The sequence below is a fragment of the Halorussus salinisoli genome (genome assembly GCA_005239435.1).
GTDB lineage: Archaea > Halobacteriota > Halobacteria > Halobacteriales > Haladaptataceae > Halorussus > Halorussus salinisoli.
This window is the reverse complement of record SZNP01000001.1, coordinates 251,133-274,445: the sequence shown is the minus strand read 5'-3', so window position 1 is coordinate 274,445 and position 23,313 is coordinate 251,133. Positions and strand designations below refer to the sequence as shown.

At 66.5% G+C, this 23,313-nt stretch carries 17 protein-coding genes and 1 pseudogene; 8 read left to right on the top strand and 10 right to left on the bottom strand.

The annotated features are described in order from the left end of the window. The first annotated feature begins 73 nt into the window (after positions 1-73). Entirely contained in the window at positions 74-1,942 is a 1,869-nt protein-coding gene (locus tag E2484_RS05945; RefSeq protein WP_137284311.1) for a cation:proton antiporter domain-containing protein, read from the top strand. A 150-nt stretch (positions 1,943-2,092) separates the two neighbouring features. Here the strand turns inward: E2484_RS05945 and E2484_RS25395 are convergent, their stop codons facing one another. Continuing rightward, positions 2,093-2,986 (bottom strand): NAD(P)/FAD-dependent oxidoreductase, encoded by an 894-nt coding sequence (locus E2484_RS25395; RefSeq protein WP_321111945.1) that lies wholly within the window; start codon positions 2,984-2,986, stop codon positions 2,093-2,095. Here E2484_RS25395 and E2484_RS05935 point away from each other — a divergent pair. Further along, a pseudogene (locus tag E2484_RS05935) lies at positions 2,876-3,841 on the top strand (aldehyde dehydrogenase family protein); the annotation flags it as partial. The gene E2484_RS25395 and the pseudogene E2484_RS05935 sit on opposite strands and share 111 nt — an antisense overlap. 76 nt (positions 3,842-3,917) lie before the next feature. Next, positions 3,918-5,606, top strand: a complete 1,689-nt coding sequence (locus tag E2484_RS05930) for an aldehyde ferredoxin oxidoreductase family protein (RefSeq protein ID WP_137284308.1) — start codon at positions 3,918-3,920, stop codon at positions 5,604-5,606. Between the two features lie 208 nt (positions 5,607-5,814). Here E2484_RS05930 and E2484_RS05925 read toward each other — a convergent pair whose 3' ends face one another. After that, positions 5,815-7,563: a PQQ-dependent sugar dehydrogenase gene (locus E2484_RS05925; RefSeq protein ID WP_137284307.1), complete on the bottom strand. Its 1,749-nt coding sequence runs from the start codon at positions 7,561-7,563 to the stop codon at positions 5,815-5,817. A gap of 349 nt (positions 7,564-7,912) precedes the next feature. Beyond that, positions 7,913-9,055, bottom strand: a complete 1,143-nt coding sequence (locus E2484_RS05920) for a thiolase family protein (protein ID WP_137284306.1) — start codon at positions 9,053-9,055, stop codon at positions 7,913-7,915. A gap of 206 nt (positions 9,056-9,261) precedes the next feature. Here E2484_RS05920 and E2484_RS05915 point away from each other — a divergent pair, with 206 nt between their 5' ends. Together E2484_RS05915 and E2484_RS05910 are read left to right on the top strand one after the other, a co-directional pair. Continuing rightward, entirely contained in the window at positions 9,262-9,906 is a 645-nt protein-coding gene (locus tag E2484_RS05915; RefSeq protein WP_137284305.1) for a universal stress protein, read from the top strand. A 224-nt stretch (positions 9,907-10,130) separates the two neighbouring features. Then, a complete protein-coding gene (locus E2484_RS05910) occupies positions 10,131-10,745 on the top strand; it encodes a molybdenum cofactor guanylyltransferase (RefSeq protein WP_137284304.1) in 615 nt (204 codons plus the stop codon). A gap of 85 nt (positions 10,746-10,830) precedes the next feature. Here the strand turns inward: E2484_RS05910 and E2484_RS05905 are convergent, their stop codons facing one another. The 3 genes from E2484_RS05905 to E2484_RS05895 form a co-directional block, all read right to left on the bottom strand. After that, positions 10,831-11,280: a GNAT family N-acetyltransferase gene (locus E2484_RS05905; RefSeq protein ID WP_137284303.1), complete on the bottom strand. Its 450-nt coding sequence runs from the start codon at positions 11,278-11,280 to the stop codon at positions 10,831-10,833. 66 nt (positions 11,281-11,346) lie between these two features. After that, positions 11,347-12,078, bottom strand: coding sequence for a selenium cofactor biosynthesis protein YqeC (yqeC, locus tag E2484_RS05900; RefSeq protein ID WP_137284302.1), 732 nt, complete (start codon positions 12,076-12,078; stop codon positions 11,347-11,349). Further along, positions 12,075-12,533 (bottom strand): DUF6653 family protein, encoded by a 459-nt coding sequence (locus tag E2484_RS05895; RefSeq protein WP_137284301.1) that lies wholly within the window; start codon positions 12,531-12,533, stop codon positions 12,075-12,077. The genes yqeC and E2484_RS05895 overlap by 4 nt, the downstream gene beginning before the upstream one ends. A 148-nt stretch (positions 12,534-12,681) precedes the next feature. Between E2484_RS05895 and E2484_RS05890 the strand changes: the two genes are divergently transcribed. Further along, positions 12,682-14,160, top strand: a complete 1,479-nt coding sequence (locus tag E2484_RS05890) for an arylsulfotransferase family protein (RefSeq protein WP_321111937.1) — start codon at positions 12,682-12,684, stop codon at positions 14,158-14,160. Between the two features lie 68 nt (positions 14,161-14,228). Continuing rightward, complete coding sequence (locus E2484_RS05885; protein WP_137284300.1) at positions 14,229-15,434, top strand: aryl-sulfate sulfotransferase; 1,206 nt, start codon at positions 14,229-14,231, stop codon at positions 15,432-15,434. Here the strand turns inward: E2484_RS05885 and E2484_RS05880 are convergent. The 3 genes from E2484_RS05880 to E2484_RS05870 form a co-directional block, all read right to left on the bottom strand. Continuing rightward, positions 15,431-16,255, bottom strand: coding sequence for an MBL fold metallo-hydrolase (locus E2484_RS05880; protein ID WP_137284299.1), 825 nt, complete (start codon positions 16,253-16,255; stop codon positions 15,431-15,433). The genes E2484_RS05885 and E2484_RS05880 overlap by 4 nt on opposite strands. Positions 16,256-16,694: 439 nt before the next feature. Then, entirely contained in the window at positions 16,695-18,089 is a 1,395-nt protein-coding gene (locus E2484_RS05875) for an ATP-binding protein (protein WP_137284298.1), read from the bottom strand. Between the two features lie 116 nt (positions 18,090-18,205). Further along, positions 18,206-19,990 (bottom strand): flippase activity-associated protein Agl23, encoded by a 1,785-nt coding sequence (locus tag E2484_RS05870; RefSeq protein ID WP_137284297.1) that lies wholly within the window; start codon positions 19,988-19,990, stop codon positions 18,206-18,208. 189 nt (positions 19,991-20,179) lie between these two features. Between E2484_RS05870 and E2484_RS05865 the strand changes: the two genes are divergently transcribed. Beyond that, the gene (locus E2484_RS05865; RefSeq protein WP_137284296.1) at positions 20,180-22,018 is read left to right on the top strand and encodes an aldehyde ferredoxin oxidoreductase family protein; all 1,839 of its coding nucleotides are present in this window, start codon (positions 20,180-20,182) and stop codon (positions 22,016-22,018) included. Between the two features lie 4 nt (positions 22,019-22,022). On the opposite strand, the gene E2484_RS05860 is transcribed toward E2484_RS05865, so the two are convergent. After that, complete coding sequence (locus E2484_RS05860) at positions 22,023-22,985, bottom strand: DUF5787 family protein (RefSeq protein WP_137284295.1); 963 nt, start codon at positions 22,983-22,985, stop codon at positions 22,023-22,025. Positions 22,986-23,313 lie beyond the last annotated feature (328 nt).

The window sequence follows — 23,313 nt, the reverse complement described above, 5'->3', positions numbered from 1 at the left end:
GACGGCTTCTCTGTCCGCTACCGACCAGTTTAAACACCCTTCGCCACATTACTCCGATAGGAGGTCTCACAAAGTGGCAGCAGAAGGTGGCGCACAACTCGTCCCCATCGTCGCCGCGATCATCGGACTTGGCGTCGGAGCGCAGGTCTTAGCCGACCGATTCCAAGTGCCCAGCGTGCTGTTTCTCATCCTCGCGGGCATCATCATCGGCCCCGAAGGACTACGAGTCGTCACGCCGGAGGCGTTCGGTGGCGCGCTGTCGGCCATCGTGGGACTCTCGGTCGCCATCATCGTCTTCGAGGGCGCGTTCCACCTCACCATCGAAAAACTGCGCGAGGCACCCTCGGCGACGCTCAAACTCGTGACGTTGGGTGCCGTCATCGCGCTCGTCGGGACCGCAATCGTGGTCCGGTTCGCGCTCGGCGTCGGTTGGGACGTGGCGATGCTCGTCGGGTCGCTGCTGGTCGCCACCGGTCCGACCGTCATCACGCCCATCCTCGAAGTGGTCCCCGCCCGCGACCGCGTCGAAATCGCGCTCGAAACCGAGGGCGTCGTCAACGACGTGACCGCCGCGATTCTGGCGGTCGTCACGTTCGAGGTGGTCGTCCTCGAAGACCCGACCGTCAACGAGGTCGTCGCCGACTTCGCCCAGCGACTGGGCATCGGCATACTCGCGGGTCTCGTCGTCGCCGGAGTCGTCTGGTACCTCTTGCGTCACGTGGACCTTTCGCCGGACAACGCCCCGCAGAACGCGCGACTCATCACCCTCGCGGGTGCGCTGGTCGCGTTCGGGAGCGCGAACACCTTGGCCGCCGAGGCCGGAATCGCGGCGGTCGCTACCGCGGGCATCGTTCTGGGTAACGCCGACCTTCCCTACGAGGAGGACATCGCGGCGTTCAAGGGCGACATCACGTTGCTCGTCCTCTCGTTCGTCTTCATCGCGCTGGCGGCCCTGCTCCAATTCGAGAACCTGATTGCGCTCGGACTCGGCGGTATCGTGGTCGTCGCCGTCGTGGCGCTGCTGGTTCGGCCGCTGGGCGTCCTCCTCTCGACGACCGGCGACCGTTACACCCTCAACGAGCGCATCTTCATGAGCGCGGTCGGACCGCGGGGTATCATCCCCGCGTCGGTCGCGACCCTGTTCGCGGTCCAACTTCAGAACCAGGGACTGAACCAGACCGCGAACGTCCTCGTCGGAACCGTCTTCCTCGTCATCCTGGCGACGGTCGTGTTCGAAGGCGGATTCGCCCGACACATCGCGGAATACCTGGACGTGATACCTATGCGTGTAATCATCGTCGGAGGCGGCAAGGTGGGCCGTTCGCTCGCCGAACGCCTCGAAGACCGTGGCGAGAACGTGGTCATCATCGAGAAGGACCAAGAGATGGTACAGTTGGCCCGCAGCGAGGACTTCACCGTCCATCACGGAGATGGGACGGACACGGAGGTCCTCCGGAGTGCGGGTGCAGACAACGCGAAAATCGTCGTGGCCGCGACCGGCGACGACGACGCCAACCTGCTGGTCGCCCAACTTGCGAACTCGAAGTTCGACGCCGAGACCGTCATCGCGCGAGCGAACAACCCCGACAACGTCGACGCTTTCGAGGACCTCGGCGTCCAGACCATCGACGCCTCCTCGGCGACCGCGTGGGCCATCGACAACGTCATCGAGCGCCCGGCGCTGTCGGACTGGATGACCGAGCTCGGTCGGTCGGGTGACGTACAGGAGATAGAGGTCACGGCCGACGACCTCGTGGGCAAGACCATCTCGGAACTCGACGACGAACTCCCGAACGGGGTCCTCATCGCGCTCGTCGGTCGGGACGGCAACAGCGAAGTCCCCGAAGAGGACTTCACCCTCCAGAACGGCGACCACATCACCTTCCTCGGACGGAAGGAGGCGGTCTGGGAGGCCATCGACCGATGTCACCCGCCCGCGTGAGCCGCCAGCGGTAGCCCGTCGTTCGCCGACCCGTTATCTCTCCTCGTACTGTCGGCCGTAATTCGTCGAATCGAGGTCCGACAGAGAACGACGTGTCGGAACTATAACGGCGTACTCGCTTCGCAATTTACGTACTTCCAGCCGACCGTGTCAGTCGCCCGCGCTGATGCTGGAGAACTCGAAGTCACGACTCCGAGAATCGAACCTGTCGAGGGCGAACGTCGACAGCGAGAACGGCGCGGCCGGTCCGCCGACCAGCTCTCGCACTGCGCTCGCGGCCACCGGGGCCGTCATCACGCCGCGTCCGTGGAAGCCCGTGGCGACGACCAGCCCTTCCGGGCCGTCGTCGGGCGCGTCCACGATGGGTCGCGTGTCCGGAGTCGCGCCGTCCACCCCGGCCCAGCCGTTGACGAACCGCGCCCGGTCGAAGTCCCGAAGGAACCCCGGAACGAGGTCGGCGACATGGTCGCGGAAGGCCTCGTCCTCCCGCTCGCTCGCGCCCTCGGGGTCGTCCTCCGCGAACGACCAGCCTCCGACCAGCAGGTCCCCGTTGGGCTCGGGCCGGAAGTAGACGTGTTCGCCGGGGACCCAGCCCATCGGGAACTCGGCGTCGAGTTCTCTACCGGGGTCCAGCACCGCGCACTGGGTCCGGTAGGGTCTGATCGGGAGTCGAACCTGCTCGCGGAGGAATCGCTCGGTTCGCCACCCCGCGGCGACGACCACTCGGGGTGCGTCGACGCTCCCGGCCTCGGTTTCGACGCCCGCGACCCGCCCTCCGTCGGTCCGCAGGCCCGTGACCTCGGTGTCGGTCGAAACCGTCGCGCCCCTCGCCTCCGCGTCTTCTTTGAGCGTGACCGCGAAAGTGTACGGGTCGACGAAGCCGGTCTCCTCGTGGCGGACCGCGCCCGCGAACGCCGAGAGGTCGAACCGCGGGTGGCGACCGGGAACGCGTTCGTCCTCAAGCCGAGCGAGCGGACCCCCTTCACGGCGCGGAAGCTCTTCGAACTGATCGACGAGGCCGGCTTCCCCGACGGCGTCGTCCAACTCGTCAACGGCGGGCCCGACACCGTGAACGCGCTACTGGCCCACGACGACGTGGTGGGCGCGTCGTTCGTCGGGTCCACGCCGGTCGCCAAACACGTCTACGAGACCGCGGCCGCGCACGGCAAGCGCGTGCAGGCTCAGGGCGGCGCGAACAACCACATCGTCGTCTCGGACTCGGCGAATCTGGCGTTCGCGGCCGAGCAGACCGTCTCGTCGGCGTTCGCCAACTCCGGCCAGCGCTGTCTCGCCAACCCGGTCGCGGTCGTCCACGACGGCGTCTACGACGAGTTCGCCGACCGCGTGGTCGACGAAGCGGCGAGTCTGACGGTCGGCGACGGACTCGACGAGAGAACCGAGATGGGGCCGCTCGTCACGGCCGACCACGAGGCGACCGTCCGAGAGTACGTCGAGACCGGCGTCGAGGAAGGCGCGACGGTCCTGCTCGACGGCCGGGAGCGCGACGCCGACCTGCCCGACGAGGGCCACTACCTCGCGCCGACCGTCTTCGGCGACGTAGACCCCGAGACGACGGTCGCTCGCGACGAGATCTTCGGTCCGGTCCTCGCGCTGATTCGGGCGGACGACTTCGGCGAGGCGCTGGACGTCGTGAACCGGAGCGAGTACGGCAACGCCGCCAGCCTGTTCACGGAGCGCGGCGCGGAGGCGAAGCGATTCCGCCACGAGGCCGAGGCGGGCAACCTCGGAGTCAACGTCGGCACGGCCGCCCCGATGGCGTTCTTCCACTTCGGCGGGCGGAAGGCATCGTTCTTCGGTGACCTCCACGCGCAGGGCGACGACATGGTCCGGTTCTACACCGACGAGACGGTGTATATCGAGCGCTGGCCGGAGGAGTGACCCGGTCCGGACCGCATCGCCTCTCCGCGCAGACGGACGACTCACCTTTATGAACTTCGAATAGATACGTGATACCATGAACCACGCAGAAGGACCGCTCCTGACCGTCGACGTCGGCGAGCGCGAGACTCGCACCGAATCTATCGACGACGTGCTGGAATCGTTCGTCGGCGGCCGCGGCGTCGGAACGAAACTGGCACACGACCGCGTCCCGTTCGACGCCGACCCGCTCGGCCCCGACAACGGCCTGTTCTTCACGACGGGACCGATGCAGATGTCGAACATGAGCTTCACCGGTCGGATGAACGTCACGGGCGTCTCGCCGCTGACCGGTGGCCTGCTGTCCTCGAACGCCGGGGGCTTCATGTCCCGGCACTTCGCCGATACGGGGTACAGCGCGGTCGAGATAGCGGGCGAGAGCGACGACCTGCTCGTCGTCCACGTCACCGACGAGGGAGTCGAATTCGAGGCGGTGCCCGGCCTCGAAGGAGCCACGGTGCCCGAGACCTGCGAGTACGTCGAGGACGAGCACGGCCTCGAATCCGAGCACGTCGCCTGCATCGGCCCGGCGGGCGAGAACCAGGTCCGGTTCGCCTCCGTCATGACCACCGAGGAGCGGGCCTTCGGCCGCGGCGGCCTCGGCGCGGTCCTCGGCGCAAAGAACGTCAAGGCCGTCACCTTCGAGGGCGACTCGCGGCCCGACGTCGAGATTCCCGCCGGGCAGATGGACGTCCACCGCGAGGCGGCCACGACCGACCACATCATGAAAGAGCAGGGGACGGTGGCGGTGATGGACCTCGCCAACGAGATGGACGGCCTCCCCTCGTACTACTTCTCCGAGCAGTCGTTCGAGGGCGCGGCGGGCATCAACGGCTCTGCGGTCGCCGAGAAGAAGTACAAGAAGGGCACCTGCTCGGCCTGCGCGTTCGCCTGCAAGCTCCCGACGAGGGACGAGGAGCGCGGCGTTGAGACCGAAGGCCCCGAGTTCGAGACCGCGATGGCGTTCGGGTCGAACGCGGGCATCGACGACATCGTGGACGTGATGCAGTCGAACGAGCGCTGCGACCGCTACGGCCTCGACACCATCTCGGCCGGGAACACCGTCTCGGCGTACCTCGCCAGCGAGGACGCGTTCGGCGACGAGGAGTTGATTCTCGACCTCGTGGAGAAGATCGCCCACCGCGAGGGCGTCGGCGACCTGCTCGCGGAGGGCATCGACCGCGCTCACGAGGAACTGGGCGTCGAGAACTGGACGGTCAAGGGCATGGACTTCGCCGCCCACGAGGGACGAGTTCTCCACGGCCAGGGGCTGAGCTACGCCGTCGCCAACCGCGGGGCCGACCACATGTACGCCACCTTCTACTCGGTCGAGTACCCCCTCGTCGGCAAGGACGAGGCCATGGAACCGACCGGACTGGAGGGCAAGCCCGACCGTCTGGTCGAGCGAGAGAACCTGATGGCGCTCAACGATTCCGGCGTCGTCTGCAAGTTTTCCCGGGACTTCATGAACCCCGACCGCTACGAGATGCTGTTCGACGCGGACTTCGAGGACCTGCTGGAGGTCGGGGACCGCGTCGTGGAACTCGAACGCCACTTCAACAACCAGCGCAGCATCGCTCGGGACGCCGACCGCCTGCCCTACGACCTGCCGGGCTTCGAGGAAGCGCTGGACGAGTACTACGAGGTTCGCGGCTGGAACGAGGACGGGACGGTGCCGGACGCGAACATTTCCGGTGGGTCGGGTGCGGTCAGCGCGGACGACTGAGGACGGTTACGTCCGGCGACTTCTTGCGATCAGAAACCGGAGATATCCGGAGCGAAAACCGGTCGAGCCAGTCGGGTGATTCCCGACCGATACTGTCTATCGTCTGAGGATAAATTATTAATTTCTATGATATTAATATACGTTTCTTAAAGCAATACAGGGGATTCTAATGCGATGCTGATCGCGTGCCGACCGGAACCTCACCGAATCATCGGTCCTGTGCGACGGTCGTGGTCTCCTCGGTATCGACGGTCGTCGTCTCGTCGGTCGCGGTCGTAGTGTCACCCCCGCTTCCCTCGGTCGTGGTCTCACCGCCTGCTTCCGTGGTCGTCCCTGTCGCCGCACCGTCGCCTTCGCCGGGCGGGACGATCTTCAGGACCGCGCCGCTGTCGCCCTCCGGGACGCCCTGCTTGCCCACGAGGACGTATATCTCGCCGTCGTTTCCGCGGCCGAACTGGCGGACGAACCAGTCGAGGGTGCCGTCGTCGGACCCCGCGACGACCAGTTCCTCCATGTCCCAGAGCCGGTCGCGCGGCACGACCTGACCGTCCCCTTCGCCCGTCTCGGTTCCTTCCGGCGTCGTCTCCTGGGCAGTCGTCGTCTGCGTGGTCTGGGTCCCCTCCTCGGGCTGAGTCGCGGCCAACAGCCGACCCGCGGGTTCGGCACGCTGGGGGTCCTTGGTCCAGTCGCCGAAGATGTACTTCCCTCGCAGGTCCGGAACGGTGTCCTGCTCGTAGAAGTACCCGCCGACGATGACGATGCCGACCCACTCGCCCCGATACTGGTGTGGATACTCCACGAAGGGGTCGATGAGCGGCCCTCCGTCGTACGGGTCCTCGTCTGGCTCTCGGCTCGGGCACTGCTCGGGCGGTTGGCCCGGGTTCTGGGTGCTGAAGCAGTGCGTGCCCTCCTTGATGTTCCAACCGTAGTTGCCACCCCGCTCGACGATGTTGGCCTCTTCGAAGAGGTTCTGTCCGGCGTCGGGGACGAACAACCGGCCCCGGCTGTCGAACGAGATGCCGAAGGGATTCCGGAATCCGTAGGCGTATATCTCGTCCAGCCCGGGCGTGTCGCCTGCGAAGGGGTTGTCGTCGGGGATGCCGTAGGGCTTGTCGCCCTGTTGGCTGTCCACGTCGATGCGCAGGACGTTGCCGAGCAGGTTCGAGACCACGTCCTGACCGTTCCCGCCGGTATTGCCGTCGTACCAGTCGGGCGCGTGGCCGTACATGTCGTCGTTCGCACCGCCACCGTCCCCCATCGGCACGTAGAGGTAGCCGTCCGGGCCGAAGGCCATCGGTCCGGCGTTGTGGTTGTACTGTGGCTTCGGAATCCTGAGCAGGACGCGCTCGGAGTTCGGTCTGGCCATCCTCAGGTTCCCGGTGGCCTCGAACTCCGAGACGATCTCGATGTGGTCCCACTGGATGGACCGGAGCGTCTGGTCCGGTGGTGCGCTGTAGTGGAGGTAGAACTTCCGGTTCTCGGTGAAGTTCGGGTGGAGTTCGATGCCCGTCAGCCCCCGCTCGTCGTAGCCCGGGAACCCCGACCCGTACAGGCCGTAGAACCTGCCGAGCTCGACCAGTCGGTCGCTCACGTCGACGAACGGCTCGTCCCGCAGACCGTCGGGCGTGATGACGTACACCTGTCCGGTCTGGTCGGCCACGAACTGTCGGTCGTCGCCTTCTGCGACGGCGAAGTCCGTCGGTGCCGTCAGGTCGCCGTCCGCGACCATCTGGATGCCGACCTCCGTCCCTCGCTCGAAGAACCCGGCCCGCTGGCCGTCCTGCTGGGTCGTCGTCTCCTGTCCGGTCGCTCCCCGTCCTGCCGTCGCCACCTCTCCTCCGGAGAGGCCCGCGAACCCGGCCGCAGAGCCAGCGGCGACGCCCCGGAGGACGTTGCGCCGCGAGGTGTTCTTGCCGTCCGATTCCGCACGCCGTTCGGCGTCGTCGTTTTCGCTCATGAGGAACCGTCCCGAAGAGTCTCGGCGAGCGACCGGTTAAGGACGCCAGATAGTTCGCGCCGGTAGTGGCGATTACCGTCCAGAGCCGGTCGATTACCTCGGAACTGGACTCGTAGAACGCGAACGTTCGAGTGCTACGCTCTGGCAACCGTTCGGAAAAGTGTAGGTTTCCTGTCTTCTATCCGCTCGCTATCTACTCCCGCTCGAACGTGATAGCCGCGCCCTGACGCGACGACGTTTTACCAGCGAGCGAGCAACGCGAGCGAGCGCAGTAAAAGGTCGACGAAAAGCCGCAGGAGAGCAAAGCTCTCCGAACCTGCGTTCACTTCGCTCGCGGTGGAACTGCTACCTATTTCCGCTCGAACGTGATGGCCGCCCCTTGACCGAAGCCGACGCAGAGGGTCGCCAGCCCCTTCTTCGCGTCGCGCTTCATCATCTCGTGGACCAGCGTCACGGGCAGGCGCGCGCCCGAGGCCCCGAGCGGGTGGCCGATGGCGATCGCGCCGCCGTTGACGTTGAACTTCTCGTCCGAGACGCCGAGTTCGTTCTTGGCGTAGACGGTTTGGCTGGCGAACGCCTCGTTGAGTTCCACGAGGTCGAACTCCTCGATGGACTCGCCCGTGCGCTCCAGTAGCTCCTTCGTCGCGGGGACCGGGCCGATGCCCATCACGGTCGGGTCCACGCCCGTGACGTTGTTGTCGCCGACGTACGCGAGCACGTCGAGGCCGTGCTCCTCGGCGAACGCCTCGCTGGTGACGAGGGTAGCCGACGCCCCGTCGGATATCTGCGAGGAGTTGCCGGGCGTGACCGTTCCGTCGGCCTTGAACACCGTCGGCAGCCCCGAGAGCGCCTCCATGGACGTGTCGGGGCGGATGCCTTCGTCCTCCTCGACGAGTCCGTCGTCGGTCTCGATGGGGACGATTTCGTCGTCGAACCGCCCCGACTCGGTGGCTTCGGCGGCGCGCTGTTGGCTCCGGAGCGCGTACTCGTCCTGCTGCTCGCGGGAGATGCCGTACTCCTCGGCAACCTTCTCGGCGGTCATCCCCATCGAGAGTTCGCCGACGTTGTAGTGTTCCGCCATCCGCGGGTGGACGTTGCCGTAGCTCTGGCTCATCGGGACGCGGCTCATGTTCTCGACGCCGCCCGCGATGATGGCTCGACGCTGGCCCGCCCGGATGGCGTCGCTCGCGCTGATGATGGCCTGCATCGACGAGGCGCACCAGCGGTTGATGGTCGTCGCGGGCACGCCCTCTCCGAGGTCCGAGAGGAGCGCGATGACCCGCGCGACGTTGTTGTCCTGTTCCTCGCGCTGCTGTGCGACACCCCACATGAGGTCGTCGACGTGTTCGCTATCGAGTCCCGTCTCGTCGAGGATAGTGTCGATGAGCGGCACCGAGAGGTCTTCGCTCCGAGTGTCCGCGTAGACGCCGTCTTCCTTACCCTGCGGCGTTCGGATCGCCTTGGCGATGACTGGAGTGGTGTCGTCTCCCATACCTCTGTATGGGGTCTCGATGGTCTTAAAGGACGGTAGAACTCCGGACTCGTCGCTCGGAGTTTCCGCCCCTGCGCGAAAAACCGGCGGACTCCGACCGCACTCGGTGGACTCCCGACCGCGCTCGCTCGGTTCGGACCTCAACGATTCTCGGTCGGATGGGACGAGCGGGGAGATATTTCCGTCTCACCGTCGAACGGTCCCACATGTACGACCGGATTCTGATTCCGACCGACGGGAGCGAACAGCCAGCAGTCGTCTCGAACGCCCTGAACGTGGCCGAACTCTGTGACGCGACGGTCCACGCCCTCTACGTCGTAGATGAGAAGGCGCTGGACTACCAACCCTCCGAGTCCGGCCGCGAGGAGACGCGGGAGGCGCGCGAAAACGAGGGCGGGGAGGCCGTCGCCACCATCGCGGAGGCGGCCGAAGACCGCGGCCTCGAAGTCGTCACCGCAATCGAGGAGGGGACGCCCGCCGAGACCATCGTGGAGTACGCGGCGGCGGAGGACGCCGAGATGATCGTGATGGGCACCCACGGCCGGTCGGGCGTGGACCGCTACGTCCTCGGGAGCGTGACCGAGCAGGTCGTCCGGACCAGCGAGGTGCCGGTGTTGACCGTCAACCTCGCGCGCCAGCGTCGGGCGGTCAGGGACGACGAGACCGCAATCGAGCGCGCGAGGCAGGTCCTCGTCGAGGAGGGTCACGAAGTCGCCGAGGTGCCCGAGCAACCCTACCGCGAGAGCAACACGTGGCTCGTCCGGGCCGTCACCGCGGACGGCGACACCTTCAACGTCCACATCGACGCCTCCTCCGGCGAATCGCGGGTCGCTCAGATTCGCAGCGAGTGAGACGACGGTCGAGACGAGAGGCCGAGAACGAGGAGGCGTTTTGGTCCTGAGACCGCCGCGCTCCGGTCGTCCGCACGAGTGACGTTCGGACGCCCTCGAAACGCTTAGACGCAGAATGTTATTTCCATAACAAACGCAGAGATTGCCCATCTGACGTAGACGTGTCCTCCGGCGCGGTCCGGAGTGCCCCGAAGCCTTTCCCGCTGGCGGTCGAACCTCGGGCCATGCCTGCCGGAGTCGTCCTCGCGGGAGGTCGCTCGACGCGGTTCGGGGAGGGTGACAAAGCGGTCGCCGACCTCGCGGGCGTGCCGATGATTCGCCGGGTCGCCGACCGCCTCGCGCCCGTCGTGGACGTTCTCGTGGTCAACTGCCGGACCGACCAGCGCGAGCAAATCACCGACGCCCTCGCGGGCTACGACGCTCCCGTCCGGTTCGCAATCGACCCCAGTCCCGACGAGGGGCCGATGGCCGGAATTCGGAACGGCTTGCGGGAGGTCGAAGCCACCGACTCGGAGTACGCCTTCGTCGCGGCCTGCGACATGCCGTTTCTCGACGCTGACCTCGTGCGGTACCTCTTCGAGCGCGCTCGAGGCGGCGACGCGGCGGTCCCCCGACCGACCGAGTGGTTCGAGACCACCCACGCCGTCTACCGAGCGAGAGCGATGGCCGACGCCTGCGACGGCGCCCTCGCACGCGGCGAGAGCAAGATCATCGAACCCCTGTTCGAGTTGGACTACGTGGTGGTCGAGGCGGACGAACTGGAGGAGTTCGACGCCGATAGCTTCGCGAACGTCAACACTCGTGAGGAGTTCGAGGCAGCGGCAGAGCGGTTTCGCTGAAGTGCCGGATACGCCCAGTTCTTCCGTTCGCCTCCTCGGGCGATACAGACGCGAAGACGTTCGTCCGTCGGAAAGGAACTGTTCTCTACTCCCGTAAGTCGAGTACGAACCCCGTCTTCTCCTCCTTGTCGAACCCACAGTTCTCGTAAAAGTCGTGTTTCCACTCCTTGTCGGACCCCGTCAACAGCATGATTTTGTAGCAGTCCCGGTTCTCGGCGATCTCGGTCGCTTTCTGCAGACAGCGTTTGGCGAAGCCGTGCTGCCTGTACTCTTCGTGCGTTACGACGTTCTCGATGACGGCGAAAGGTCTGGCGTTTCTGGTCAGGTTTTTCGTAATCAAGAGGACGCACGAAGAGACGAGTCGTTCGTCGTGTTGCACGACGACGATTACGAGTGATTCGTCACACATCACGTCGCGCCACTGGTCGCGTAGCGCTTCGTTTCCTTCGAGGACCGGGTCGTCCGGGTTGAGCATCTGGTACAGCGTCAACAGTTCGTCCAGTTCCTCTTCTCGAATAACTCTAGCCGTTGCCATCTCGAGCCTCGATTTCCTATCATCTGTCCGGTACCAAGAAGTTTGGCAACGAGGAGTCCGCTGGCGCTACTCCGCGACCGCAACCACGGGGTCGTCGGCCACCATCCGGGTCAGCACGACGCGGGGCACCGAGTCGGGAGCGTGCGCGAGGACCTCGTCGGCGATTTCGCGCGCAGTCTCCTCCAGTTCCGGCGAGTCGACCATGTTGACGACCGGAACCGCGGTCGCGTCCTCCGGGACGCCCTTCAGACCGCCGTCGTCGCTAGCGAGGACCGCCGCGACGTCTTCGGGCCGAATCTCCGCGCTCTCCTCGCGGCCCGCGACCGCGGCCACGCGCTCGGGCCGGTGGACGTGTTCCGCCGAGAGCGATTTACCGACGACTCGGGCGCTGGCGATTGGAACCACGGTGTCGGCCGCCGCGGGAATCCGGGGTTCGCGCTCGTTCGGGGCCTTCAGCCACCGAGTGCGCGCGCCGTCGGCCTTGACGAGGACCGGCCCGGAGTGTGCCTCGGCGAGGTCGGCGACCGTCTCGAGGTCGTAGCCCCGGTAGCGGTCGTCGCGTTCGCGTTCGGGGACGAGACCGAGCGGCCACGACCGGGCGTCGGAGACGACAGTCTGCGGTCGCTCGGTCACGACGACTTCGGCGACTTCCGCGTCGAAGATGGGGATGCGAACCGTAGCGGTGACGACCGCCCGGTCTAGTCGGTCGGCCAGCGCGTAGAGGGTCGTCTTCTTCCCGCCCGCGCCGACCACGCAGGTCAGGCCGGTCTCGGCGTCGAGGGCTTCGGGGAGGGTCATGCGCCCTCCTCGGCGGACGCTCGGCCCGTCTCCCGGTCGTAGAGCGTCGCCATCTCGTTCACGAACGCCAGTTTCAGCGCCATCGTGAGCGCCGTGAAGACGGTGGTTCGGGCGGGGCGTCGTCGGACTGCCGAGTAGAGCGCGTACAGGAAGACCGGAACGTTGGCGACGTTCAGGAGGTTCGCCCGGCCCGCGTCCGCGCCCTGCATCCACAGCTGCTCGCCGCGGACGCCTCTGGTCATCCAGCCTTCGTCGGCCCCGGGGCCAGGTTCCGGAAAGAGGACCGGGTTGACGACGACGAACGCCACCGTCGCGGCGAGGAGTTTCCAGTTCCGGGCGTAGATGGCGTACGTCAGTAGCGGGCCCGTCGGAATCCGCGACCACCCACTCGCGGGGTTGGCGTGGCGGTCCCAGAAGTCGGCGTCGGCGAGTCGTCGCCGGAGTGTCGCGGCCATACACTCGACGAGTACGGCGAGAAGACACAAAGTATTCACGTCGGAAATGCAACCAACCGGGCGTGAATCGCCGTGCCCTCCGGTCGGTCTCTCGCGGAGCGCACGCCAACCAGTAAGTAGAAACCGAACGATGTCGATATCAGAATCCATGCACGTACCCTCCCGGCGGCCACTCGCCGCCGCGCTGGCGCTGTTGTGTAGCCTTTCGATGATAACTCCCGTGGTCGCCGTCTCGGGCGGAACCGGTCCGAGCGAAATCGCCCCGAACGGAACCGGTTCAGTCGGAGTCGCCCAGAACGCGGCCGACGGCCACCCCAATCCCTGCGCGGGGACGATAGAGTCATCCGCCGGGGGGACGACCGTCATCAGCGTCCAGGGGTTCAAGTTCGGCGAGGACGGCGGCAAACGTCCCGCCAAACTCGTCGGGGTCGGCCCGAACGGCGAGATACGGTGGGTCCACCAGAGCGGCGAGAAGTACGACGTGGTCTGGGGCTACGACGTCGACCCCATGGACAACGGGAACCTCTTCGTCACTGCCACCGTGAAGGGCCACGAGACGCTCGTCTACGAGTTGAATCCCGAGACTCAGGAGCGCGTCTGGTCGAAGACCTTCGACCTTGGCGACACCCACGACGCCGACCTCATCAACGACGGTGAGGAGATTCTGCTGGCGAATATGCGCAACTACAACGCTACTGCCGAACGTAACGACGACCGTATCTTCGTCTACAACCGCACGACCGAGGAGATAGAGTGGGAGTGGCGCTTCGACGACCACTACGACCGCGAGAATCTCGAAGAGAACTACACCGACGACTGGACCCACGTCAACGACGTGGACAAGATCGGCGACGGTCTATATCTCGCCTCGCCGCGGAACTTCGACCAGGCCATCGTCGTGAACCGGTCCACGAACGACATCGAGATGAAACTCGGCGAAGACGGCGAGACGGACATCCTCGCCGAACAGCACAACCCCGACTACCTCGAAAGCGAGAACGGGACGCCCACGCTCATCGTCGGCGACAGCGAGAACGACCGCATCGTGGAGTACGCCAACCCCGACGGCGACCTGACCGACGGCGATGGCTGGACCCGGACGTGGACGCTGAAAGGCGACCTGAGTTGGCCCCGAGACGCCGACCGCCTCCCGAGCGGGAACACCCTCGTCACGGACTCCAGCAACCACCGCGTGATGGAAGTGACTCCCGAGGGCGAAGTCGTCTGGGAGTTCTACGCTCCGTGGCTGGTGTACGACGCGGCCCGAATCCCCGCAGGTGAACACGGCGGCCCGACCGCGACTGACCTGAACGCCACCGGAACCCACGAACTTAGCGGCGACAGCGACCTCCACCAGAATCAGACCCGACTGAGCGAGTGCCACGACCGACTCCAGAACGTCAGCGGGTGGGCCGACGGGCAGAGTCCCGCCGACGCGAGCGACGACGGCCAGACCTCGGAGGGCGCGATGGACGACGAGACGGACGAGAGCGATTCGGACCAGAACGACGCGAGCGGAACCGGCGACGAGGACGGCGAATCCGCAGGTTCGACCGGCGTCCCCGGCTTCGGCCCCCTCGCGGCGCTCGCGGGCCTGTTCGTCGCACTCGGGCTCACGCGGCGGTAGGTCGGCAAACCTACAAGAACGAGCGCGTCGAGGGAACGTCCTATGGGGGTAGTTCGAGCAATTCTCGATTGGCGGTCGCGTTGGCGTGTTGTCTCTGGCTCTCGACCGGGGCCGTCGCGGGACCCGTAGCCAAGAATCCTTGCGTCGGAACGGTAGAGCGCCCGGCAGACGGAGTAACTGTCCTCAGCGTACAGGGCTACAACGAGAGCGGTAAACAACCTGCGATGCTGGTCGGAGTCGGGCCGACGGGCGAAATTCTGTGGGTGCATCACAACGCCGAGCGGTTCGGTGCGGTCTGGAGTTACGACGTGGACCCGATGGCCAACGGAAACGTCTTCGTCACCGCGGCAGTCCGAGGCGGGAAGACGGTCGTCTACGAGTTCGACCCCCGAACCCAAGAGGCCGTCCGGTCGGTCGAGTTCGACATCGCCGACACCCACGACGCCGACCTCATCGACGGCGGGAGCGAGATTCTGGTCGCCAATATGCGTAACTACAACGAGACGGTCGGGGAGAACGACGCTCGGATTTTCGTCTACAATCGGACGCGAGACGAAATCGTCTGGCAGTGGCAATTCCACGAGCAGACCGACTTCGAGAAAGAACGGGGAGCGGACTACACCAAAGCGTGGACTCACGTCAACGACCTGGACGAAATCGCGCCGGGCCGGTACCTCGTTTCCCCGCGGAACTTCGACCAGGCCCTCCTCGTGAATCGCTCCACGAAGGAGATCGAGATGCGCCTCGGCAGCGACGACTACGACGTTCTGAACCGACAGCACAACCCCGACTACCTCGAAAGCCGAAACGGGACCCCACGATTCTGGTCGCCGACAGCCACAACGACCGGATCGTGGAGTACGCCAAGGAGGGCACGAATTGGAGTCAAACGTGGACGCTCGGAGCAGACGCTCGACTGGCCGCGAGACGCCGACCGCCTCCCGAGCGGGAACACCCTCGTCACCGACACCAAAAACGAGCGCGTCGCGGAAGTGATCCCCGAGGGAACGCTCGTGTGGGAGTTCTACGCACCGTGGTTGCCGTACGACGCCGCGCGCCTGACCCACGTAGAGGAGAGCGCAGGTCCGACCATGCGCGACGAGAACGCGACAGGATTGCACGAAATCACCGACAGCGCCGGACTACACGCCGACGATGGCGATCTCGCGGCCTGTCACGCAACGCTTCGCGAGGCTCGCGGCCTGACGGACGCAAGGCGGGCGTTCTACGGCGAGGAGACCGAAGACGCCGGAGCGCGAAACTCGACGGGCTAGAGTCGGTACTGCTCGCCGTCCAGCGCCAGCGGTTCCTCGAAGGCCTCCTCGGCCGGGTAGAAGTGCGAGACGTGGACGAGTCGCGTTTCGGCCGCGTCGAGGTCGTCGGCCAGCGCCAGTGCGCCCTCGCGGGTCATGTGCTTGGTGCCGAACGTTTGGGGGACACCGTTCTCGTCGTGGTGGTCGCCGCCGAGCGGGTGGTGTTCGCAGAGGTGTGCGGGCACCAGCGCCTCGGCGAGCAGGAGGTCGGCGTCGGCCAGCACCGCGCGACTCTCGTCGGGCACGTCGTAGTTGGTGTCACCGGTCAGCGCGAGTTTCGCGCCGGTTTCGGGGTCCTCGACCGCGACGCCGTAACAGAGCATCGGCGGGTGGACGACCGGCACCAGCGTCACCTCGAACCCGCAGGTCTCGAAGGGTTCGAGCGGCGCGTGGTCGTGGACCGTCACCCTGTCGAGGTAGTCGTACTTGCTCCGGATGGTCCCGGCCACGCTCTCGTCGGTCAGGGGGTCCACCTCGTTCGCGGCGTGGACCGGCAGGTCGTCGAACAGTCGGTAGGCGTTGCCCAGTCCGTCGAGGTGGTCGAAGTGAACGTGGGTGATGACGGCCTCGTCGGGGAGACCGACCTCCTGGGTCAGAAACTGGTGGCGGAAGTCGGGACTGGCGTCTATCAGGAGCGCCTCGTCGGTGCGCTCGTTCCGGACGTGGACCGAGAACCTGGAGCGTTCGACGCCGCGGTCTCTGGCCTCCCGACAGGTGTCACAGTCGCAATCTGGCGTGGGCGTGCCGGTCGTGTCTCCGGTCCCGAGCAACGTGACCTGCATTTGCCGGAGGTAGTCGCTTGGGGTACAAAGTTCTCCGGGACAGGGACCGAACCGCGAGACTGAAGGTTACGAGCCTGGTCGCCAGCCCTCATCCGACCCCAAGAGGGGTAGTTCACAGCAACCGAAGGCTGTGGCCGTCGCGAGGATGCAGGTGAGAATCGTCGCAGCGTTTGCGGCGATTCGTAGCCACCACCTCGCTTCCTCGGAGTGAGAACGGGCTTGCGTGGAGTCGTCCACGCTTTTGCTAACGGAGTCTCGCGACGAGAAGCGCCACGGTTAAGGTGGGTACAACCATCTTTGAGGATTGTAAATATGTTCTTAGACATTGTTTTGGTATGTCTAGGACGCTGCGAGGCAGTCAGTTACGACTACGTGGATTACAGATTTCCGTCTCGGCGCGAACGGGCGTAGGAAGGACGAGGAAGCACGGCGAAGGAGGTCAGTGGTCGTGAGAGTGGCCGCCGTCGGCGCTCGCGTCGCCGGACCCCGAGATGTCGCCACCGGCCACCAGCGCGTCGTGGTCGCCCTCTATCATGTCGAGATCCTTGAGGTTGTCGCGCTCCTCGAAGTCCTTTATCGCGTCCACGAAGTCCTCCTGGGTGAGCGCGGTTCGCTCCTCCGTCAGGGCGTCCAGCACCGCTTCGCGGAGGACCATCCGGAGGTCGCTCCCGGTCAGCCCCTCGGTCTCGTCGGCCAACTCGTCGGGGTCGAAGTCCACGATGTCCATCGGCCGGGTGATGAGTCGGAGGATGTCCGAACGCATCCCCGCGTCGGGCTTGGGGAAGTTGACGATCTCGTCGAAGCGCCGCCACGCCGCGGCGTCGAGTTGGTCGGGGTGGTTGGTCGCACCGATGAGGAGTACGTCGTCCTGAATCAGGCTGATGTTGTCGATGGACTTCAGGAGGGTGTTGACCGCGCGCTTGATGGCGGCGTGCTCGTCGCTCGCGCGGGTCTTGGCCACGAAGTCGAACTCGTCCATGAACAGGATACAGGGCGAGAGTCGCTTGGCCACCTCGAACACCTTCTCGACGTTCTTGGCGGTCTCGCCGAGATACTGGCTCGTAATCATCGAGAGTTTGACCTCCACGAACGGGAGGTCGAGGTCGTAGGCCAGCGCCCGCGCGGTCGAGGTCTTGCCCGTGCCGGGCGGTCCGACGAACAAGAGTTTTCCGATCTCGCGGAGGCCGATCTGGGCCAGATACTCCCGGTGTTCGATGGCCTTGACTATCTTGTGAATCTCGGCCTCCTGGTCCTCGGTCAGTACGAGGTCGTCCAGCGTGGTCTCTATCTCCTCGGGCGCGCGGATGTCCACGAGGTCGAGCATCTCCTCTTCGTCCTCGTCGGCGAAGTACTGGGAGAGCAGGCCGTCTATCCACGCTCGGTCGGCCTGCACCGGACGGTTGGCGTCGCGGGCGGCCTCGTAGTCCACACCGTCCACCTCCTCGGCGAAGGCGTAAGCCAGCACGGGGTTGTGGAGGACGCGCTCCTCGCCGCGGTCGAGAAACCACTCCTCGGCCATATCTCGTTGGGTGAGTTCGAGCGAACCGGAGAACTCGTCGCGGTCGCTGAACATCAACTCGGAGATGGCACTCCACGGGTTCTCGACCCCGGTCGCTCGGCGCGTGGTCTCGATAGTGGGTCGAATCGGGCGCTCGATGCCGAGCGGGGAGTCGTCACTGCCGGGTCTGTCACGGTCTGTCGATTCGGTCGTGCCGTCGGGCCAGAAGACCTGCCGGTAGCGCGGAGGTAGGTCATTCTCGTCTAGCTCTCGGTTGTCGTTGTAGAGGCTCGCGGTGAGCAGGAACTCGACGACGTCCAATGCCGCGTCGCTCATTCCCCGGAGTTTTGACGCCAAAGGTGCTTAAGCGCGTCGAAGCCCCGCGAAGGCGAGCCGACTCGCCCGATTCGTCGGCGTCACACTCCAGATAGCCGAAAACCGGAGGCGAGCGATTACCCTCGCGTCGCGTTTCGGTCGACGTAGACGACCGTCGTGCTGATGACGCACCCGCTGTCGTGGAGATAACGCTGGACCTCGTGGCGGTCGTAGCCCTCCATGTACTGGTCGATGTCGTCGGCGCTGTCGTACTCCTTCGAGCAGGAACTGGCGTCGGCGAGCGCGATGACGACCGGCGGCTTGTCGTCGCCCTCCAGCAGTTCGGCCTGCTTGACGCTATCGGTCTCCGCACCGTACAGTTCCATGTACCACGCGAACGGCAGGCGAGCGAACCAGCCGTCGCCCGCGGGCGGTACGTCGTGCGAACTGGGGTTGGGCGCGTGGAAGTTGTCGCCGTCGAAGTCGGGGTCGTCGCCGTAGTACATCACGTCGATTCCGTCGTTCGATTCGGCGACGTCACGGACCTCGTGGAGGACCGGTTTCATCTCGCTCGACGACTGGGCGTACTGGACGAGTTCGTTGTCCTCGCTCTGGGAGTCGAGATAGGAGGTGCCGACTGCGGTCGCACCGACCTGCCCGACGACGACCAGCAGGACCAACGCGGCCGCCGTCGCGGAGAGCGCGTCGCCGTCAGTGGCGCTCTCGACCCCGAGGCGAGCGATTAGCGCGAGACCGACCGCGGCGGGGACGACCAGCGGCACGATTACGTGAATCGTCTCCCACGGGAAGGGGTTGGACACGATGACGGGGTAGCCGAGGACGCTGGCGAAGCCCCAGTACGCCGCGAACGACACGGCGTCTCGTGGTCGCTCGCCCGTGTAGCGGTCCACCACGAAGCCGAGGACGGCGAACGCGAGCAGGACGATTGCACCTTCCTGCATCACGGGCCAGAGCGCCTTCAGCGCCGAGAGGTACGACTCTTGATTGCCGCTTCCCCACTGGCCGACGAACTTGTCCCACGACCCGAACACCGCCTCGTTGACGACCGTCGGGAGGAGGAGCGGGCTTCCGAGCGCCTCGTACAGACCCGGCGAGTCGACGCCCGAAAGCCGGTCGGGTTTGCGCGGTGCGTAGAAGAAGACGACGATGGCGAAGAACTCGAAGACGGCCAGCGCGAAGTGGGGCCACCAGTTCCAGACGCCAAGCGCGGTTCGCTTGACGCGCTCCCAGACCACCGAGAACAGGCCACGTTCGCCCGCTCGCTCGACGAACAGGCGGTGGTCCCAGAGCAGGACGGTGGCACCGGCCCAACAGACCGGATACACCAGCGCGTTCTCCTTGGTCGTGAACGCGAGCGCGAAGACCGCGGTTCCGGCGTAGAGGTAGGCCGGTCGCCGGTCGTCGTAGGCTCGGACGAAGAAGCCGAACGCGACCAGCATGAACCCGGCGAGCAGCACGTCGTTGCGGTAGAACCGCGAGTAGTAGAGCAGGATAGGGTTGAACGCCAGCAGGAGCGCCATCGCCACCGTCTCGGAGTCCCGAAGTCGCTCGCGGAACAGGAGCGCCGACAGCGGGAACAGACCGCTCAGAAGCGCGACGACGAACCGCATCGTGAAGTCCGACGCGCCGAACGCGCCGAACAGGTGGCCGTCCACGATGGTCAGAAACGGGCCGTGGACGATGGGGCGGTACTCGTGGACGCCGGTTTCCATGAACCGGAGCGCCCAGTAGGCCACCCGAGCCTCGTCCTGGTGGGCGACTCGGGTTCCGAGATTCACGAAGCGGGCGACCAGCGCGACCAGCGTGACCCCGACGACGAGTAACTGCGTGCGGGAGGCGAAACGGGTCAGCGTCTCGCGGGCGTTCGCAGTCGAGACGGACGACTCAGTTTTCGAGGCCATGTACCATCGAGTGACGGACGCGAGTCGGTCTGCGCACGGCGCGATTGGAGGACTTCATTACAGAACCATTGCTTCGGGTTCGGACAAATAGTTTCTGGACCGACGCGTCTTCGGGAGGGTGCGTACACCGACGAGACGGGGCCGTTCCTACCCGAACTGTTACCACCGAGCGTACCGTATCGTCGCTGAATGGAATCGGGGTACGAACCGCCGGACCGCCTGCTCCGAGTGGACCTGACCGACGGGCGCGTCGAGAGCGAACCGGTTCCCGAGGCGTGGCGACGCCGATACGTCGGCGGAAAGGGACTCGCGGCCCGGTATCTCTACGACGAACTGGCCCCGGGAACCGACCCGTTGGGGCCGGAGAACGTCCTGCTGTTCGCACTCGGCCCGCTCTCGGGAGCGACTCCCGGCGAACAGCGATACGCCGCGGTCACCAAGTCGCCGCTGACGGGGACGTTCCTCGACTCCTACGCTGGCGGCGACTTTCCCGCGGCGCTCGTCGGAGCCCTGGCGGGCGGGCCGAGCGACGAACACGGCGGCCACCTCGCGGTCCTCGTGGAAGGTGCGGCCGACGAACCGACCATCCTCCGAATCGGAGACGGCGACGCCGGACTCGAATCGGCGACTCCCGAACCGGCGACCCTCGAACCGGCGGGCGACCTGTGGGGAAGCGACGCCGCGGCGACCTGCGAGGCGTTCGACGCTCCCGTCGCCTGCGTCGGTCCCGCGGGCGAGCGCGAGGTCCGATACGCCACCGTCGCCTCAGACGGCGGCGACCATCAGGCGGGCCGCGGCGGTGCCGGGGCCGTCATGGGGTCGAAGAACCTGAAGGCGGTCGTGGCCGACGGTGAACCGATCGACCCGCCCGACGCACTCGCGGACCTCCGGGCCAAGTACGAGGCCCGGTACGCCGACGGCGACACCGGCCGCTGGCAGGCCGCGAGCGAGACCGTCGAGACCGTGGACTTCGCCGACGAGGTGGGCGTCCTCCCGACCAGAGGTTGGCAGGACGGTTCGTTCGAGGGTGCCAGCGCGGTCGGTATCGAGGCGGTCCGGCGCGCCGCGGTCGCACGCGAGCGCGAGGGGCCGACTCCCGGCGGATTCCGCGTGGAGACGACGAGAGAGGCGGACGACGCCCGCGAAACCGTCCCGCGAGGCGCGACCGCCATCTCGCTCGGGTCGGGTCTCGCCATCGCCGACTTCGACGCGGTGGCCGCCCTCGGCGAGACGTGCGACCGCCTCGGCATCGACGTCATCAGCGCAGGCAACGCCGTGGCGTGGGCCATCCGGGCCAGCGAGGAGGGCGTCATCGACCGGGGCCTCTCGTTCGGCGACGACGCGGCCGCCCGCGACCTCCTTCAGGAAATCGCCCGCAGGGAGACCGAACTCGGGGACTTGCTGGCGCGAGGCGTGGACGCCGCGGCCGACCGCTACGGCGGGGCCGACCTCGTGCCGACCGTCAAGGCGATGGAACTACCGACCTACGACCCCCGAGGCTCCGCGTCGATGGCGCTGGCCTACGCGACCAGCGACCGGGGTGCCTGCCACCGGCGTGCCAGACCCGTGGTCGAGGAGGTGTTCGCCACCGAGTCGTGGAGCCGCGAGCGCCGAGTCGAGGCCGTCGTCGCCGAGCAGGACGCTCGCTCCCTGCTCTGGAGTCTCGTCGCGGACGATTTCGCTGGCGAGACCTTCGAGGACCTGGGCGCGGAGTGGCTCTCGGCGGTCGGTCTCGACTACTCGCCCGACGAACTCCGGACCGCAGGCGAGCGAATCTGGACGCTGACGCGCCTGTTCAACGTCCGAGAGGGGTTCGGCCGGGCCGACGACGAACTCCCCGCGAAACTGACCGACCCGCTCGAAAGCGGCCCGCAGGCGGGCGAGGCGATCGACCGCGAGGAGTTCGACGACCTGCTCTCGACCTACTACGACCGCCGCGGGTGGGACGAACAGGGTCGGCCGACCCGGGAGTTGCTGGCGAGACTCGACTTGCTGGAGGCGGTGGACGACGAGACGCCGGTCGGGTGATCGCTTACCCGAACTTGTCCAGTCCCGACTGCCGCCTCGCTTTCCCCTCGGGGTCCGCGACCCACGGCGTCCGGCCGTCCCGGACCTCCTCGGCGTCCACCTCGGGCGCGTCAGCGGGGTCGTGGCCCGGGCAGTCCGGCCCACAGCGCGCGGGGTCGACCACCCGGCCTTTCCAGTGACAGAAGGGCAGACCGTGGCTCCCCTCGCGGGCGACCGCCTCGATTTCGGCGCAGGCCGGAAACTCGTCGGGCCGCCAGCCTTTGCCGTAGGCGCGCTCGGCCATCCGCCTGCGCCGACGGGCCTTCGCCTCGGCCGAGGCGACCGCCACGTCGGTCCGGAGCGGGTGTTCGTCGAGGAGTTCGACGCCCGCCTCGTCGCTCGGCAGGCGGTCGGCCTCCCGGACCACCTCCCGGTCGCCCGTCTCGGGGTCGAACCGCCAGACGCCGACTGGTTCGGGAATCCGGTTGAGATGCGCGCCGGTCACGTAGCTCTCGGTGGCGAGGACCACCTCGTCCACGAGGGCGAGACTGGCGTCTTTCCGGAGTTGGGTCTGTAGGTCGCCGGGGTCGCCGAGGTCGGGCTTGTTCTCGACGGCGACGAGGCGTCCGAACCAGTCGTCGGGGTAGCGCGCGGCCTGCCGGACGCCGCCGCCGACCGCGCGCTCGAAGAAGCCGACTTCGACCGCCTGCTCGGCGATTCGGTGGGCGCGCTCGGGTCGGGCGTCGATGGCTTCGCGGGGGTCGCTGGCCCGCCCGACGCCCACGTCGCTCTCGATGGCCGCGTCGGGGACGGTCTCGGGCGTCAGATTCGCGCGGGCCTCGAACTCGGGGCCGGGTTCGACCAGCACCACGTCGAGGACGCGATTGGCGGGCGCGTGAACCCCGCCGCCGATTTGACGGGCAACGACGGTCTCTTCGTGGGCTTCGAGGTGCGCGCACAGCGCCAACTCGAAGGGGTACTCGCGCACGACTCGCACTCGGTGCGCCGGAACGAAAAACCCCTCTAGTCGCTCCCGTGGTCGGAACTGTCCCACTCGATGCCGCATCCGCCACGGTACGCGCTCGGTGTCACGAACCACCGGAAGGCACTCGGCGACACAGCAGACTGTCCGGGTGGACTGAAAAGGGCCGCCCGGTCGCGCCCGAAGAGTGTGGTCGTCTCGGCGACCCCTATCGGCCAGGGAACGCGACCGGCGGGGCTTACTAAAACGAAATCACGACGACTTTCTCTTACCGCCGATGACGACTCGTAGCAGGGGCTTCCGAGACCGACGCGACTTTCCCGACCGCTGCGAT